This is a genomic window from Streptomyces orinoci (genome assembly GCF_003121295.1).
GTDB classification, from domain to species: Bacteria; Actinomycetota; Actinomycetes; order Streptomycetales; family Streptomycetaceae; genus Streptomyces; species Streptomyces orinoci.
In genome coordinates this window covers 173,896-188,817 of the sequence record NZ_PHNC01000010.1, presented here as the reverse complement: position 1 = coordinate 188,817, position 14,922 = coordinate 173,896, and the positions used below count along the sequence as shown (strand labels likewise).

The following is a 14,922-nucleotide window of genomic DNA, read 5'->3' as shown; positions in this document are numbered from 1 at the left end:
GGCGGCTACCCCTTCCGGACCGGCCGGTAGGTGCTTACATGCACCCCGGTGCCACTGGTCACCGTGGAGACCAGCTCCAGGGTGCGCAGCGCGCCGTCCTCCGGGAACATCCGCTTGCCACCGCCCAGCAGCACCGGAATGATCATGAGGCGGAGCTCATCCACCAGGTCCTCGCTCAGCAGGGTGCGCACCAGGGTGGGGCTGCCCATCACGGACAGGTCGCCGCCCTCGGTGCCGCGCAGCTCGCGGATCCGGGCAAGGGCCTGGTCGCCGGGGATGCGGCGGGTGTTCTGCCAGGTCAGCTGGGAGTCGTCCAGCGTGCTGGTCACCACGTACTTGGTGATGGAGTTCATATGGTCGGCGAAGGGGTCACCGGTCCGCTCCGGCCAGGCCGCGGCCATCGTCTGCCAGGTGCGGCGCCCGAACAGCAGGGCCTCGGTGGTGGCCGCGGCCTCGCCGATGGCGGCGCCCATCACCTCGGGGTCGAAGAAGGGGTGGGACCAGCCACCGTGGGCGAAGCCGCCGTCGGTGTCCTCCTGGGCGCCACCGGGCGCCTGCACCACACCGTCCAGGCTGATGAACTCGCTGACCACAATGCGCATTTGGACTGCTCCTCGGTTATGGGCCGTCAAAAGCCCACGGCGGCGGCGGATTTGCACGCCGTGAGGATCACCATCGCACCCACCACTGACAACGGCCCCGGCGAGCGGCTACGACCGGCGGCGCGGCTTGCCCCGGCGGGCGTTCCTGGCGGTGCCGGAGCCCCCGCGCGAACCCTTCGCGGCCGTCCCCGAACCGCCGCGCGAACCCTTCGCCGGCGCGGGCTTGCGCCGGGACCCGCCGCTCTCGGCGTGCTTCTTCTTCGGTTCGGCCGCCGCCGGGTCGGCCGTACGCCGGCCCCGGGAGCTGTTGACGGTCCGGCCGCGGACGATGCCGATGAAGTCCTCCACCAGATCGGTGGTGGCCTCCTCCGGCCAGGACAGCGCGACCCGCGACTGGGGCACGCCCAGCACCGGCCGGTAGGTGAGGTCACGGCGGTGGTACAGCCGGGCCAGCGACTGCGGGACCACCAGCAGGCCCACCCCGGCCGCCACCAGCTCGATGGCGTCCTCGGTGGTGGCCGGGCGCTCGATGGCGGGACGGCCCGGCGGCCGCTCCCAGTCCAGGGTGTCGTCCAGCGGATGGAAGACGATCTCGTCGGCCAGATCCCCGGCGGTCACCTCGTCCACCGCCGCCACGAGGTGATCCTTGGGGACCACCACCACCGTGGTCTCGGTGTAGAGGGGGATGGCGCACAGATCCGTCCCGTCCACCGGCAGCCGCAGAAAGCCCGCGTCGGCCTCGCCACGGCGCAGCACACCGGTGGCCTCGGCGGCCGGTATCTGCACCAGGTCCAGGGGGACGTCCGGCAGCCGCTGCTGCCAGATCCGCACCCACTTGGCGGGTGTCACGCCCGGGACATAGGCGAGCCGAAACGAAGAGGGTGCTTCCTTGCCTGTCACCCGGCCAGGTTACCGGCGTGGTCGGAGGCCGCGCACATGCTCGATATCCTTGGCCTTATGAAGTCGCACCAGAGCACCCAGACCATGAAGCCCGCGACCGCGGCCAAGAAGCTGGGTGTGTACCTTGACGCCACCCCCGCCGAGTTCCGGGAGGGTGCCGTCTCGCGCGACGAACTCAACGCCCTGCAGGCCGACCCGCCGGAGTGGCTGCGCGAGCTGCGCCGCAACGGCCCGCACCCCCGGCCGGTGGTCGCCGCCAAGCTGGGTGTCTCCATCTCCGGCCTCGCCCGGGGCGGCATCACCGAGGCGCTCACCACGGATGAGATCGAGGCGCTGAAGCAGGAGTCTCCCGAGTGGCTGCAGAAGGAGCGCGCCACCCAGGCCGAGGTGCGCAAGGAAGCGGCCCGGATCAAGGAGAAGAAGGAGAAGGCCGCGGAGCAGGGTCCGCGCTCCTGACCCCGTCGTCTCCGCCCCGGTCGTGCTCCGCCGCCCACCGCTCCAGACGCAGCAGAAAGCGCCGCGGCCGGTAGAAGGCCGCCGGCGGAACCGGCCGGGTGCCCGCGCCTCCGCCCGCAGCAGCCGCTGCTCTTCCGGATGCCGGGACGGCAGATACAGGGCCCAGGTCAGGGTGGCGGCCACCGTCTCCGTCCCGGCCGCCGGCACCGTCACCACCTGGTCGTGGATCTCCCCGTCGGCCAGCCGGTCCCCGGCGTCCCGGGAGGCGAACTGCACCGACAGCAGGTCGCCGTCATCCGTTCCGCCGCGCCGGTAGTCCGCGACGGTCCCCTCCACGGTCCGGTGCAGATGCCGCAGCGCCCGCCGGTGGCGCACCTGGCCGGGCAGCGGCAGCCGGCGCACCGCCGGCGGCATGAACATCTGGCGGAAGAATCCGCTGAAGGCCGTCTCAAAGGACTCCCGGATCCCGGCCGCCACCCGCTCGTCCACCCGGGAGGCGAACAGGGTGCGGGTGGGTCCGCAGGGCGAGGGCGTAGAGCACCGGGCTTTCGGCGCTGGCCGCGGACCTCGCCGGGTTCATGGCGGCGATGCGGAGCATCACCCTGCCCGGAGCGCCGCGGGCCCACCGTGGCGGGCCGCTCGCCTCGTTGGACGCGGCGACCCGGGCGGCGATCGGCCGACTGCGCACGCTCCCGCAGGAGGGCATCGACTGCGATGCCGTGACCGCCGTCTGGGAGGAGGCGCTGTGTACGCCTGACTGGGACGGACCGCCGGTCTGGCTGCACGCCGATCTGATGCCGGGCAATCTGCTGGTGGACGGGGACGGCCGGCTGGCCTCGGTCATCGACTTCGGATGCGTGGGGGCCGGTGATCCGGCCTGCGATCTGTTCCCCGCGTGGAATCTGCTGCCGGCCGATGCGCGGGCAGTCTTCCGCAGGGCGCTCGATGTGGATGACGCCACCTGGCGCCGCGGGCGGGGGCGGACGCTCTCCCAGGCGCTGATCGCGCTGCCGTACTATCGCGAGACGAATCCGGGGATGGCGTCCAATGCGCGGCATGTGATTCGCGCGGTGCTCGCGGAGGATTGAGGGGCCCTGTCAGGGGCGCTCCCTACGGGGCGATCGGGTCGTCGGGCAAGCGCCGCGCACCCGGCACATGTTCATCCAACTCGCCCGGCTCGAACCGGCACATCCCCACCACATGCCAGGCCCGGGGCGGTGGTGCCCAGCACCGCAACTCCCCGGCCGCACAGGGAAATCCGGCGGCGGACGTACCGTCCGCGACGGTCGGCGGGCCACCGATCGGCCCATGAAACAGCAGATGCAGCCGGGGAGCGATCAGACGAGTGAGGGCGTCGGTGTCGCGCAGCACGGCGGCGCCCGGCCGGCGTGCGGACTCCGCCGTCCGGCCGGGGTCCAGCCGCCGGCCCGTCCCCGGCGAGTGGCGTACGGCCCCCAGCCGCAGCCGGGCGCGCAGCCCGGTCAGACCCGGACGGTGATCAGTTTGAGGTCCGGGGTGTCGGGCTCGGCTCGCAGGGCCGCCTGCCATTCCATACGGCCGTAGCGGGAGCGCTCATAGTGGTGGAAGAGCACGGCGATGACGGCCGCGGACCGGCTGACGCCGCGGTCCATGAAGTCGGCGAAGTTGGTTCCCGGGACGAAGTCCCAGGCCTGGATGACCGTGCGGTACCCGGCCTCCTCCAGGGTCCGGGCTATCCAGGCCGCCCACGGTTCGTTGGCCGGGGAGCAGCTGATGAAGAAGTCCAATGCCCCTTGATCACCGGGTGGTTCACCGCGATCGGCCATAAACCCATGGTTCGGCCATAAACCCATGGTACGGAACGCCTGTACGCGGGCCACGGGATCGTCCGGGGGCCGTGCGATGCTCTGGCCATGTCTGTGATGAAACGTCTGCACATACTGGACTGGCTGGCCGGGGCGATCCTGGTCTGCGGTCTGCTGCTCCTGGCCACCGGTGCGCTGCCCGTGGACCACGCGCGGTCCGCGATGACCCGGATCGCGCCGTTGCTGGCGTTTCTCGGTACGGTCATTGTGCTGGCCGAACTGGCCACCCGGGCCGGGGTGTTCGATGTGGTGGCATCGGCCGTGGCCCGCGCGGGCCGGGGCAGTTACCCTGCCCTGTTCGTACTGTGTGTGGTGTTCGCCTCGCTGACCACGATGACCCTCAACCTGGACACCACGGCGGTGCTGCTGACCCCGGTGATGCTGGCCCTGGCGGACAGAGTGGGCATCGCCGCGATCCCCCTGGCGATGACCACGGTATGGCTGGCCAATACGGCCAGTCTGCTGCTGCCGGTGTCCAACCTCACCAATCTGCTGGCCGCGGACCGGGTGGCGCTCTCCCCGGCGGGGCTGGCCGCGCGGATGTGGGCTCCCCAACTCGCGGCGATTGTGGTGACCATGGGATGTCTGTGGTTGTTCTACTGGCGCTCCGGCCGGCGCGGTGCGCCGCGTTATGAGCCGCCGCGTGGGTTGTACCGGCCCGCCGATCCGGTGCTGTTCTGGGTGTGCGGGGCGGCGTGTGCGGGGTTTGTGCTGGTGCTGCTGGCCGACGCCATCCCGTTGTGGGCCGCTTCGGCGGCGGCCGCGGCGGTTGTGGTGGCGGTGTACGCGGCGCGCGAGCCGGCGGCGTTGCGGGCCTCACTGGTGCCCTGGCGGCTGCTGGTGCTGGTGCCGGGGCTGTTTCTGGTGGTGGAGACGGTCGATGTGCATGGGCTGCACGGTCTGCTGTCCTCGGCGGTGGGTTCCGACGGCGGGGTGCTCGGGGTGCTGCGGGCGGGGGCCGTTGGCGGGGGGATGTCCAATGTGCTCAACAATCTTCCGGTTTACCTGGCGGGGGAATCCGCGATTCCGGTGGGTAATCATCAGCAGTTGCTGGGGCTGCTGATCGGTACCAATGCGGGGCCGGTGGTGACGCCCTGGGCTTCGCTGGCCACGTTGCTGTGGTTCGAGCGGTGCGCGGCGGGGGGTGTGGGAGTGGGGGTCCGGCGCTTTGTGGGTACGGGTGCGGTGCTTGCGGTGACCGTGGTGCCGGCGGCTTGCCTTGCCCTTGCCCTGGTTGGGTGACCTTGCGGCTGCGGGTGGGGTGTGGCTGGTGCGCCCACGCGGCGGAGCCGCATGACGCAGCGGCCCCGCGCCCCTGAAAGGCGCCCTGGCGGGCGCTCTTGAGGGGCGCCGCCGTCCCGCGGAGCGGGGGAGGGGCAGAGGGCAGGGCGCGGGTTCCGGTCACCCGGCCGTCGGCTGTCCCGGGCCGGGGGCGCCAAGGAGGTCTGCCACCAGCCGGCGGGCGTAGGCGGCGTCGAGTCCGGCGGGCCGGAAGAGGATGCGGTACATCATGGGGGCGACCACCCGGTCCATGACCGTCTCCACCTCCGGTGTGCGTTCCCCGCGGGTGGTCGCGCGGGCGAGGATGGCGGCGACCTGTTCGGCCGCGTAGCCGGAGCACTGGCCGGCGTTACTGCCGTCCGGGTCGCCGAGCAGGGCGTCGCGGACATGGGCGCGGCCCGCGGGGGAGGCCATCTCATCGAGGAACTGCTCGGCCCAGGTGGTGAGATCGGACGAGAGATCACCGGTGTCGGCGGGCTCGGTGTCCGGACGCAGCCGCTCCACCGCCACATCGGACAGCAGCTCCCGCAGGTCGCCCCAGCGGCGGTAGATCGTTGACGGGGTGACACCGGCATGTTTGGCGATCAGCGGCACGGTCAGCGCGTCCCGGCCCACCTCCGCCTCCAACTCGCGGACGGCAGTGTGTACCAATGCCTGCACCCGGGCACTGCGCCCGCCCGGCCGCACCATCTCTCTGCGACTCATACCACCAGCTTAAAGCAAAGATGTTGCTTCAAGGGGTGCCAAGGGCAGAGCGGGCCCGGTCCGCTCATAGGCGTTACCGACCCGTAGCAGCGTCGCCTCGGCGAAAGGCCGCCCGAGCAGTTGCATACCGATCGGCATCCCCGCGCCGTCCCGGCCGACCGGCACGGACAGCGAGGGCACCCCGGTGATGTTGGCCGGGGCGCAGAGCCGCACATAGGCGTCGGAGACGCTTTCCACCATGCCGTCGGCCCAGGTGATGCTCTCCCGGCCGGACGGTACGGCGGTCACCGGGACCGTGGGGGCGGCGATCACATCCACCTCCGCCAGCATCCGGGCCCACTCCCGGCGCATCAGGGTACGGGCGCGCTGGGCACGCAGATAGTCCCCGGCGTCCATCGGCTCACCGGCTTCCAGCAGGACCCGGACATCGGCCCCGTACAGGTCGGGGGCGGTGCGCAGGGTGGGCGCGTGATAGGCGGTGGCCTCGGGCACCATCAGGCCCCATTGAGTGGCCTGGATATGGCGCGTCATCGGGATCTCCACCTCGACCAGCCGGGCGCCCAGCGCCTCCAGCCGGCCGATGGCCCGCCGGACCGCACTCTCCACCTCCGGGTCGGTGCGCTCGAAGTAGTAGTTGCGCGGCACTCCCACCCGCAGCCCCGTCAACTCCCCGGCCGGGTCCGGCAGATGGGCCGGGCCGGCCCCGGTCAGTGCGGTGAGCACCAGGCCCGCGTCCGCCACGGTGCGGGTGATGGGGCCGACATGATCCAGCGACCAGGACAGGGGTGTCACTCCCTCGGTCGGCACCAGGCCATAGGTCGGCTTCAGACCCACCACGCCATTGAGCGCGGCGGGTACCCGGATCGATCCACCGGTATCGGTGCCCAGGGCGAAGGTGGCGCCGCCCGCCGCCACGGCCACGGCCGATCCGCCGCTGGAGCCGCCGGCGACCCGGCCGGGATCCCAGGCATTGCGTGTCTGTGGCGTGGTCAGGCCATAGGCGAACTCATGCGTATGGGTCTTGCCGACGAGGATCGCACCGGCCGCCGCCAGACGGGCGGCCACCGTGCTGTCGGACTGCGCGCGATGGCCGTGGCGGACCCGGGAACTCGCGGTGGTGGCCAGACCCGCCACATCGATCAGGTCCTTCAGGCCCATGGGGATCCCGTGCAGCGGGCCCCGGAAGCGTCCGGCCGCCGCTTCCCGCTCGGCCTCCAGCGCCGCCCGGCGCGCCCGGTCGGCCGTCACCGTGACATAGGCGTTCAGCCGGGGCTCCATCTGCTGGATGCGATCGAGTACCGACTCCGTCAACTCCACGGGAGACAGCCGACGTTGACGGATCGCCTCCGCGGCCGCGGTGAGGGTCAGCTCAAACGGCCGCATCGCGCGTCTCCTCTCCCGGGAAGCCGGTGCAGGTGGTGAAGGCGGTGCAGGCGGTGAAGGCGGGCGGGGCTTCACCGAAGTCGAGTTCACGCAGGGCCGAGACGATGGAGCGGATATGGGTGGCGGTGGCCGCCACCGCGGCCTTGTGGGCCCCGGGGTCTTCATCGGCGGACATGGGGGTTTCCTCCTTGTGCAGGCTGGAGCCGCGGCCCTCGGGCCGCAAAAGCTAAACCATTGCGTTAAGCGAACATAGAGGCCTACAGTGGCTTAACGCAAACGGATTGCGTTTAGCGGTCGCTCGGCGGCAGCTACCAGACAAGGAGACGACGGAGCATGTGCACCAACCCCTCCGCCCCCGCCCCCACATGGACCGTGGGCGGCATCACCCTCCACCGCATCGACGAGACCCCCCTGCCGCCCGAGACCGGCGCCTGGCTGATGCCCGACGCCACCACGGACGTGGTCACCCAACAGGACTGGCTGCGCCCCCACTTCGCCGACTCCGCAGGAATCATGCACGCGGACAGCCACAGCTTCGCCTTCACGGTGGACGGTCTGCGCGTCCTGGTGGACACCGGCATCGGCAATGGCAAGACCCGGGCCAACCCGGCCTTTCACAACCTGCGCACCGGCTACCTGGAGCGGCTCACGGACGCCGGATTCCCGCCGGAGACGGTTGACTTGGTCATTCTGACCCACCTCCACGCCGATCACATCGGCTGGAACACCCGGGCGGAGGGCGGTGCATGGGTGCCCACCTTCCCCAACGCCCGTTACCTGGTCTCCCGTACCGAGTGGGAGTTCTGGGCCGGGTGCGAGATGGACGACGCACGGCGGCAGATGTTCGAGGACTCGGTGTACCCGGTGGAGAAGGCGGGGCTGCTCCAGCTGGCCGAGGTCCCGGAGGAGGGTGCCGAACTGGCCGCCGGCCTGCGCCTGTTGCCCACTCCCGGGCACACACCGGGCCATATCGCCGTGGAGGTCGCCGGTCATGGCGAAGCCGCGGTGATCACCGGCGACTGCATTCACCACCCCGTTCAGCTGGCGCATCCCGCCATCGGCAGCTGTGTGGACATCGACCCCGGACAGGCCGAGGCCACCCGCCGCACCCTGTTCGCCTCGCTGGCGCGCACCGGAACCCTGATGCTGGGCACCCACTTCGCACCGCCCACGGCGGGCCGGGTGCGCGCCGACGGGGACGCGTACCGGCTGACGCCCGTTCCGCCGAAGTGACCTTAGGAAGCCGGGAGTCGCAGCTGCTGTCAGGGGTTTGGTCAGCCGGCCGTCTTCGTGGGGGAGGGGAGGGCGCGCAGGCGCTGGGTGTGGCGTTGCTGGAGCCCGGCGGTGCGGGAGAGGAAGTCGGTGATCACCTCGATCTGCTCGACGCTGTAGCGGGTCAGCAGGTCGTTGCTCCCCTCCTCGATCAGGGGGGCGTACAGCTCGCGGCCGAGCCGTTCCGCCTGCTCGGTGGCGCGGACGATCGTCTTGCGCCGGTCGGTGGGGTGGGGGGAGCGGGTGATGTAGCCCGCCTTCTCCAGCCGGTCCAGCAGCGTGGTGGTGCTGCCGGTGGTCAGCCCCAGCCGGGTCGCCAGTAGCTTCGGGGCGGCCTCCTTTGTCTCCTGCATAAGGATCTCCAGGCATCGCAGGTCGGTCTCGTTGACCCCGAACAGCCGGGCGACTTCGCGGTCGAAGTCGTCCACGGCCGCCTGGTATGCGGCGATGTTCTGGGCCAGCTCGGCGGCGGCCCGCTGCTTTTCGCTTGACAATCGAGTCACTCCTCCTTCAAGCTAAATAATAGCTCGATAGCCAAGATACCCGGATGTCGAGTGGCTTGGAATTCGAGCGCACGGCCCATCATCCACACCCTCTCCCCAGAAGAAGGCATCGCCATGTCCGAGTCCCGCATGCCCCTGACCAGCGAAGAGCAGATCACCCTCAAGAAGGCCGCCTATGGCGCGGTGACCCTGGTCTCGCTGGCCTACCCGGGCGCCTGGTCTTCGACAAAGGAGAACGTCGTCGGCGCCAAGGTCCTGACCGGAGCCACCGGCGCCGTCGGCCGGATCCTGTCCGGCAAGGACAAGTTCCGCCTGGACGGCAAGAACACCGCCGACATCGCCGACGAGGTCCTTCCGGCCCTGACCGCCACCGTCGCCGCCCTGCAGATCAAGTCCCCTGCCGAGACAGAGGAGTTCCGCCGGGCGGTGACCACCGCGGTCCGGCAGGCCGCCGCCTCCACCAAGGGCGGGGCCAGCCCCGCCCAGACCGACATGATCGCCAAGATCACGGCCGCCCTCGCCATCTGATCCGAGTGAAGGAGCCGTACCGGATGAACGCCCGTCGCACCGCCCTGGTGATCGGAGGCGGCATCGCCGGCCCCGTCACCGCCATGGCCCTGCAACAGGCCGGCATCGACGCCACGATTTATGAGGCGTACGAGCAGAGCGCCGGCTTGTCCCATGGCATCTACCTGACCATCGCCGTCAACGGCATCGCCGCGCTGAAGGCCATAGGCGCCGACCAGGCCCTGACCGCCCACGGATTCCCCACCGGAGAGATCGAGTTCGCCTCCGGCACCGGCAAGCACCTGGCCACCGTGCCCAACGGCATGGCCCTGCCCGACGGCACTGTCACCCGCACCGTGCTGCGCTCCGACGTATACGCCGCGATCACCGCGGAGGCGGCCCGGCGCGGGATACACACCCTGCACGGCAAGCGTCTGACCGACGCCACCGCCACCCCCTCCGGCGGAGTTCTCGCCCGCTTCGCCGACGGCACCACCGCCGAGGCCGACCTGCTCGTCGGCGCCGACGGCGTTCACTCGGCCACCCGCACGATCATCGACCCGTCCGCCCCCGGCCCCCGCTACACCGGGCTTGGCAACACGGGTGGCTTCGCCCGGGTCGATGGTCTTGAGGGCAAATCCGGCACGTACCACATGGTCTTCGGCAAGCGCTGCTTCTTCGGCTACGCCATCGCCCCCGACGGGCAGGTCTGGTGGTTCGGCAACCCGCCCCGCAAGGCGGAGATCTCCCGCGAGGAGTTGCGCACCACCACCCCCGAGCAGTGGCGGGCGATGATGCTGGACCTCTACCGGGACGACAAGTCACCCGCCGCGCGCATCGTGGCGGCCAGCGAACCGTTCAGGGTCTTCAACCAGTACGACCTGCCCACCGTCCCCGTCTGGCACCGCGGGCCCATGGTTCTCGTCGGCGACGCCGCCCATGCCGTTGCCCCGTCCTCCGGCCAGGGTGTCTCCATGGCCTGCGAGGACGCCGTCGTCCTGGCCAAGTGCCTGCGCGATCTGCCCACTGCGGAGCGGGCGTTCGCCATATACGAGCGGCTGCGCCGCGCACGCGTCGAGCGCGTCGTCGCCTACGGCGAGCGGGGCTCCGGCTCCAAGCAGGTCGGCCCGGTCGGCCGGGCCATTCGCGACGCGATCCTGCCGGTGGTCATGAAGCGCATGGCGCGTCCCGAGGCCATGAGCGCGGTGTCCTGGCTGTTCGACCACCGCATCGACTGGGACGCGCCCGTTGCGACTGCCGCTTGACGTCTCTATTGGGAATCCTCGATGTCCGAGATGAGTTTGGTGCTGAGGTCACTCTGCACCGCCAGCCGGGTGTGCCCGGCGTCCGGGCCGGTGCCCCAGGTGAGGGTGACCGTGGTGAACAGGTGCCCGGCGCCGGAGTCGTGGTAGCGGACCGCCCAGTGGGTGGGCACGTCCTGGGCGCGCAGGACCCCGTCGGCGTGGTTGGCCTCCTCCCAGGCGGCCAGACGCCGGCGGAGGTCCTCTGTGAGGTAGTGGGCGCGGAGCCCAGCGCTCAGGTCATCGGTGCCGTCGTCGACGGCATCGATATAGGCGCCGTAGAAGTCGGCCACCCGGTCAACCGCGGAGTCCGGGCTGCCCTCGCGTACGGTGGCGTTCGCCTGATCGTCCGGCATGAAATCCCCCTCTGCATAACGCAGTTGTCCAGCTCGCTCCCTTCATGGCATCTGCCCTTCTTCTGCTGAACATAGTCCTTTCGGGCGATATATAGCCGAAGGCTAGGCTTTGGCCATTGGGGTGTCAGTGGGTCAGGCGCAGTACGTCACGGACATGGCGCAACAACGAATAACGGCCGGCCGTCTGCCCGTGCCGGCTTCGGCGGCCACCGGCACTTCCGCGAACTCCTCGCGCACTCGATCGAGGGCATCGCGTCCAACATCCTTGCCGCCCGCCTGTCGAAGCTGGTGGACGCGGGTCTGCTCACCCGGCACGATGACCCGCGCCACCGGCAGAAGATCGAATACCGGCTGACCGAGGCCGCGATCGAACTCGCGCCGGTGATGACGCAATGGGGTGCGTGGGGATCCCGTTGGCTCCCCACCACACCTGAGTTGTCGATCCGCGCCCAACTCCTCGCCGAGGGCGGCCCCGAGCTGGGGAGAGGTTTATGGCCGAACTCCGCGCCATGCACCTTCGGGGCCGTCCGCAGCCTGCCGACGGCGTCCTCGCCGAACGCACTCCGGCCTACGAACGCGCCGGAGAACGCCCCTGAGGGAAGTGCGATTCGCTATGCGGATGCGCTCGTCTTGAGCCAGTCGTCGATGGTGACAACATCCGCCCACTGCGGGAACAGCCGCTCGGTGAGCACCCGGTGTACCTCCGGGTCGGTGTCCAGGCATGCGTCGGAGAGCACGGTGAGGCCGAAGTCCAGGTCATTGGCCTGGCACAGGGTGTACAGCACCACAGCGCTGGTGGCGATGCCGGTGAGCACGAGACGGTCGATGCCGCGTGCCCTCAGTACCATTTCAAGATCACTGCCGGAGAACGCACTTGCCCGTCTCTTGGTCACCACCACATCGCCCGGCCGGGGCGCGACCTCCGGGTGGATCTCCGTACCCGGGGCACCCTCGACATAGAGGCCGTCCCTTGCGATGGCGGTGAGAGCCCTGTTGTGGGTGCCGACTTCAGGGAAGCCGGGACGCAGGGCGATGACCACATAGATCACGGGGATATCCGCCGCCCGGGCCCCGTCGATCGCCCTGCGCAGGCGTGGCAGATATCCGGAGCTGTCGTTGACGGCGTCCACGATCGACTGCTGGACGTCCATCACAAGAAGGGCGCTGCTCATGTTGTCTCCAGGATCGAAGTCAGTTGGTCGGGCACGGGAATTCAGGCGGGCAGGGCCGCGAGCGAGTCGGTGAGGAGCCGGTTGACCTCGGCGGGGCGTTCCTGCTGGATCCAGTGGCCGCAGCCAGGAGGCCGGGCCCGGCAGCGTGACCGGGTACGCCTCGCTGGTGGCGCCAGGAGTACCAGGATTCCGGGAAACCGTGCACCAGCAGGGCCAGTGGGCCCGTTCCCTGCTCTGCGAGATGTATCCGGCCTCCCGGTGAGGGCACCGAGCGGTGTGTGATTTCTGTGGCGTTCTGAGACATACGCTCCTCCCGGATGTGCGCTCCAATGAGCCTTTGTGGCTGATTGGTTGACTCGTGAATGATCATTGGGGAGAGAGTGCCGATTCGGCAATGTGCCTGTGTGGACGGGCCGTTGTCCGAGTGCGGCGGCAACTGGTCGTTTTACGCTGCGGGGAGGGCGGTGACCGGCCCGGACAGCACCCGTCCCAGGGGATCAGAGGGGCTGGCGGAGTGCGACACGGCGTTGCCAGTGCTGCCACCCGGCGTCGATCTGGCTGTGGGGCCAGGCCACCGAGTCCTTTTCCAGGCATTCCTGGTGGCTGGTCCAGTGGCGGAGCTCGCCTGCGGCCCGGGCGGTGAGCTGAATCCGGCAGGCACGTTCGAGCAGGATCGCGTACATGACCGCGTGCCGCCGTCTGCAGCGATGCTGCCGACCTTAGGAGCGGCCAAGAGTTGCGACCAGCGAAAAGAGTGCAAGTGCTGATTTCGCTTGGTGGGCAGCGTCACTGCGGCAGCCCGTCGGCTGGACCTGTCGGTGCCCGCCGTCAGCCGGGCCCTGGGACGGCTGCGAACCGCATTCGCCGATCCCCTGCCGGTGCGCCCCAGCCGGGGCATGAAGCCGACCGCGCACGCGCTGGCACTGCGTCCGCGGGTACGCGCTCTGGCCGAGGACGCGCAGAACCTGCTGGGGCCTGCCGAGGGGGACACACCAGCCGTATTGCGCCGCGCCTTCACCGTCCTGGCTCCCGGGGATCTGATTGCCTGCTTTGGCACGGACCTGCTGACCCGCGTGCGGGCCGAGGCCCCCGGCGTCCAGTTGCGCCTGCTCAGCGAGGGACGGGCGGCCGACGAGGGTGCGACGGTACGAGAGGGCGCTGCGCCTGATCGCCACCAGCGACTTCGTCGGGGTCGCGCCGGCACCCCTGGCCCCGGAGTCTGGCGGCACCACGTACACCAGGGTCCGGCCGGTGCTGGAGCGGCTGGCCGCCAAGGCGACTCACCCATCACGGCGAACGCCGCTCAGCTCGTGGCCTCGGCGGTCGGCGCGGGCCACCTCGAAGAGGACTACGCCGTACTGGTGCCGGAACAGGCACGCCGTTCCGGCTTCGCCCTGGCTTCGGGCAACGGAAACCCGACACGGAATGGCTGTTCAACCGGCGAAGGGGCCGCCCTCGCCGAACACCGACTCCGCGAACCGCTCGGCGATCCGCCGGTGACCGGCACCGTCCGGGTGCAGGGCGTCGGGCAGGGGCAGCTCGGCGAAGTCCCGTTCGCCGTAGAGGGAGAGGCCGTCGAGGTAGTGGAGGTGGGGGTCGTCGGCGGCCCGCTGGTCGGCGAGGCGGGAGAGTTCGGCCCTGATCGTCCTGAGGGTGAGCCTGGTGGGATCAGTGGGGTCGCCCAGGGCGCGGAAGCAGGCGTTGGGGGAAGCCAGGTCCAGCACGATGGGGCCGGGGGTGTCCTCCTGGATGGGGCACAGGAGGGGGGAGATCAGCAGCAGGGGGGTGTGGGGGTGCCCCTCGCGGATGGTGTCCAGGAAGCCATGGACCGCCGGGGCGAACGCGCGCAGCCGCAGCAGATCGCTGTTGACCAGGTTGATGCCGAGCTTGACGCTGATCAGATCGGCGGGGGTGTCCCGGATGACCCGGGCCAGAAAGGGGTCGAGCAGGGCGTTGCCGCTCAGCCCGAGGTTGAGCAGCTCGACGCCGGCCTGGGCGGCGGCCAGGGCGGGCCAGCTGGTGGAGGGGCTGTCCGCGCTGGTGCCATGGCTGATCGAACTGCCGTGGTGCAGCCACACCTTGCGGCCCCGGTCCGGGATGGGCTCCACCGGGGCGTCGGTGCGCAGGGCGAGCAGTTCGACGACCTCGTTCTGGGGGAGCCAGAGTTCGAGATCCTTGGGCTCGGCGGGCAGTCCGGTGAAGCGGACGGTGCCGGGCGGGCCGGGGCGGAAGGTTTCGGCGAGGGTGGTGAGGTCCATGGTGCGGACATCGCCCTCGGACACGCTGGTCCAGCCGGCCGGGCGGCCGTTGAGGTGCAGATCGTAGCGGCCGTCGGCGGGGATCGGGAGGCCCCGGTAGACCGTCCTGGTGGGGTGTACGTCCAGCTCCAGGACGGTGGCCCGGGTGCGGACGGCCAGCCGTACGCCCGAGGGCGAGGACTCGGCGCGGGCCAGGTATGCGTCGGGGAACTGCTTACGGGCCCAGCCGGGCAGCCGGTGCGGGAGGAGGCCATGGGCGGTGCGCTCCAGGTCCAGGGCGCCGCGCAGGATGCGGAGGTCGATGGGGATGTCCAGCAAGGGATTTGCTTCGGTCGCTTCGGTCACATGGGCCTGCCACTGGGGTCGGGGATCGGTGATACCG

Annotated in this window: 17 protein-coding genes and 5 pseudogenes; 8 read left to right on the top strand and 14 right to left on the bottom strand. The window is 70.4% G+C overall.

Features of this window, described 5'->3' with window-relative positions:
* Nucleotides 1-5: 5 nt before the first annotated feature.
* Nucleotides 6-602 carry a dihydrofolate reductase family protein gene (locus CV755_RS08250; RefSeq protein ID WP_109279512.1) on the bottom strand — a complete coding sequence of 199 codons (597 nt, stop codon included), beginning with the start codon at nucleotides 600-602 and terminating at the stop codon, nucleotides 6-8.
* Nucleotides 603-710: 108 nt separating this feature from the next.
* Nucleotides 711-1,502 carry a LysR family substrate-binding domain-containing protein gene (locus tag CV755_RS08245; protein WP_109279511.1) on the bottom strand — a complete coding sequence of 264 codons (792 nt, stop codon included), beginning with the start codon at nucleotides 1,500-1,502 and terminating at the stop codon, nucleotides 711-713.
* A gap of 57 nt (nucleotides 1,503-1,559) precedes the next feature.
* Between CV755_RS08245 and CV755_RS08240 the strand changes: the two genes are divergently transcribed.
* Nucleotides 1,560-1,958, top strand: a complete 399-nt coding sequence (locus CV755_RS08240; protein WP_109279510.1) for a DUF5997 family protein — start codon at nucleotides 1,560-1,562, stop codon at nucleotides 1,956-1,958.
* A 162-nt stretch (nucleotides 1,959-2,120) separates the two neighbouring features.
* On the opposite strand, the pseudogene CV755_RS37090 reads toward CV755_RS08240, so the two are convergent.
* Nucleotides 2,121-2,372 (bottom strand): annotated as a pseudogene (locus CV755_RS37090) (cytochrome P450); the annotation flags it as partial.
* Between the two features lie 140 nt (nucleotides 2,373-2,512).
* Between CV755_RS37090 and CV755_RS08230 the strand changes: the two are divergent.
* Nucleotides 2,513-3,046, top strand: a pseudogene (locus CV755_RS08230) (phosphotransferase); the annotation flags it as partial.
* A gap of 22 nt (nucleotides 3,047-3,068) precedes the next feature.
* On the opposite strand, the gene CV755_RS08225 reads toward CV755_RS08230, so the two are convergent.
* Nucleotides 3,069-3,329, bottom strand: coding sequence for a hypothetical protein (locus CV755_RS08225; RefSeq protein WP_109279509.1), 261 nt, complete (start codon nucleotides 3,327-3,329; stop codon nucleotides 3,069-3,071).
* A 110-nt stretch (nucleotides 3,330-3,439) separates the two neighbouring features.
* Nucleotides 3,440-3,763, bottom strand: coding sequence for a toll/interleukin-1 receptor domain-containing protein (locus tag CV755_RS08220; protein WP_241561049.1), 324 nt, complete (start codon nucleotides 3,761-3,763; stop codon nucleotides 3,440-3,442).
* An 87-nt stretch (nucleotides 3,764-3,850) separates the two neighbouring features.
* Between CV755_RS08220 and CV755_RS08215 the strand changes: the two genes are divergently transcribed.
* Entirely contained in the window at nucleotides 3,851-5,044 is a 1,194-nt protein-coding gene (locus tag CV755_RS08215) for an ArsB/NhaD family transporter (RefSeq protein WP_109279508.1), read from the top strand.
* Nucleotides 5,045-5,203: 159 nt separating this feature from the next.
* On the opposite strand, the gene CV755_RS08210 is transcribed toward CV755_RS08215, so the two are convergent.
* From CV755_RS08210 to CV755_RS34915, 3 genes are read right to left on the bottom strand one after another with little or no spacing between them, the layout of a single operon-like run.
* Nucleotides 5,204-5,788 (bottom strand): TetR/AcrR family transcriptional regulator, encoded by a 585-nt coding sequence (locus CV755_RS08210; protein WP_109279507.1) that lies wholly within the window; start codon nucleotides 5,786-5,788, stop codon nucleotides 5,204-5,206.
* A gap of 9 nt (nucleotides 5,789-5,797) precedes the next feature.
* A complete protein-coding gene (locus tag CV755_RS08205) occupies nucleotides 5,798-7,171 on the bottom strand; it encodes an amidase (protein WP_109279506.1) in 1,374 nt (457 codons plus the stop codon).
* Nucleotides 7,158-7,346, bottom strand: coding sequence for a hypothetical protein (locus CV755_RS34915; protein WP_109279505.1), 189 nt, complete (start codon nucleotides 7,344-7,346; stop codon nucleotides 7,158-7,160). The genes CV755_RS08205 and CV755_RS34915 overlap by 14 nt, the downstream gene beginning before the upstream one ends.
* 158 nt (nucleotides 7,347-7,504) lie before the next feature.
* Between CV755_RS34915 and CV755_RS08195 the strand changes: the two genes are divergently transcribed.
* Nucleotides 7,505-8,404 (top strand): MBL fold metallo-hydrolase, encoded by a 900-nt coding sequence (locus CV755_RS08195; protein ID WP_109279504.1) that lies wholly within the window; start codon nucleotides 7,505-7,507, stop codon nucleotides 8,402-8,404.
* Nucleotides 8,405-8,445: 41 nt separating this feature from the next.
* On the opposite strand, the gene CV755_RS08190 is transcribed toward CV755_RS08195, so the two are convergent.
* Nucleotides 8,446-8,937 carry a MarR family winged helix-turn-helix transcriptional regulator gene (locus CV755_RS08190; RefSeq protein ID WP_109279503.1) on the bottom strand — a complete coding sequence of 164 codons (492 nt, stop codon included), beginning with the start codon at nucleotides 8,935-8,937 and terminating at the stop codon, nucleotides 8,446-8,448.
* A 123-nt stretch (nucleotides 8,938-9,060) separates the two neighbouring features.
* Between CV755_RS08190 and CV755_RS08185 the strand changes: the two genes are divergently transcribed.
* A complete protein-coding gene (locus CV755_RS08185) occupies nucleotides 9,061-9,474 on the top strand; it encodes a hypothetical protein (RefSeq protein ID WP_109279502.1) in 414 nt (137 codons plus the stop codon).
* 23 nt (nucleotides 9,475-9,497) lie between these two features.
* Nucleotides 9,498-10,718 carry an FAD-dependent oxidoreductase gene (locus CV755_RS08180; protein WP_109279501.1) on the top strand — a complete coding sequence of 407 codons (1,221 nt, stop codon included), beginning with the start codon at nucleotides 9,498-9,500 and terminating at the stop codon, nucleotides 10,716-10,718.
* A 5-nt stretch (nucleotides 10,719-10,723) separates the two neighbouring features.
* Here CV755_RS08180 and CV755_RS08175 read toward each other — a convergent pair whose 3' ends face one another.
* Nucleotides 10,724-11,110 carry a hypothetical protein gene (locus CV755_RS08175; protein WP_109279500.1) on the bottom strand — a complete coding sequence of 129 codons (387 nt, stop codon included), beginning with the start codon at nucleotides 11,108-11,110 and terminating at the stop codon, nucleotides 10,724-10,726.
* 87 nt (nucleotides 11,111-11,197) lie between these two features.
* Here CV755_RS08175 and CV755_RS36895 point away from each other — a divergent pair.
* A pseudogene (locus CV755_RS36895) lies at nucleotides 11,198-11,476 on the top strand (winged helix-turn-helix transcriptional regulator); the annotation flags it as partial.
* 245 nt (nucleotides 11,477-11,721) lie between these two features.
* Here CV755_RS36895 and CV755_RS08165 read toward each other — a convergent pair.
* The 3 genes and pseudogenes from CV755_RS08165 to CV755_RS35365 all read right to left on the bottom strand — a co-directional run bounded on the left by CV755_RS08165 (nucleotide 11,722) and on the right by CV755_RS35365 (nucleotide 12,965).
* Nucleotides 11,722-12,282, bottom strand: a complete 561-nt coding sequence (locus tag CV755_RS08165) for a cysteine hydrolase family protein (RefSeq protein WP_109279499.1) — start codon at nucleotides 12,280-12,282, stop codon at nucleotides 11,722-11,724.
* A 159-nt stretch (nucleotides 12,283-12,441) separates the two neighbouring features.
* Nucleotides 12,442-12,586 (bottom strand): annotated as a pseudogene (locus tag CV755_RS35885) (alpha/beta fold hydrolase); the annotation flags it as partial.
* Between the two features lie 193 nt (nucleotides 12,587-12,779).
* Nucleotides 12,780-12,965, bottom strand: coding sequence for a hypothetical protein (locus CV755_RS35365; RefSeq protein WP_193553371.1), 186 nt, complete (start codon nucleotides 12,963-12,965; stop codon nucleotides 12,780-12,782).
* A gap of 93 nt (nucleotides 12,966-13,058) precedes the next feature.
* On the opposite strand from CV755_RS35365, the pseudogene CV755_RS37085 reads away from it, so the two are divergent.
* Nucleotides 13,059-13,187 (top strand): annotated as a pseudogene (locus CV755_RS37085) (helix-turn-helix domain-containing protein); the annotation flags it as partial.
* Nucleotides 13,188-13,715: 528 nt separating this feature from the next.
* On the opposite strand, the gene CV755_RS08145 reads toward CV755_RS37085, so the two are convergent.
* On the bottom strand, nucleotides 13,716-14,885 hold the full coding sequence (locus CV755_RS08145) for a GDSL-type esterase/lipase family protein (protein WP_241561048.1): 1,170 nt from the start codon (nucleotides 14,883-14,885) through the stop codon (nucleotides 13,716-13,718).
* Nucleotides 14,886-14,922: the final 37 nt, after the last annotated feature.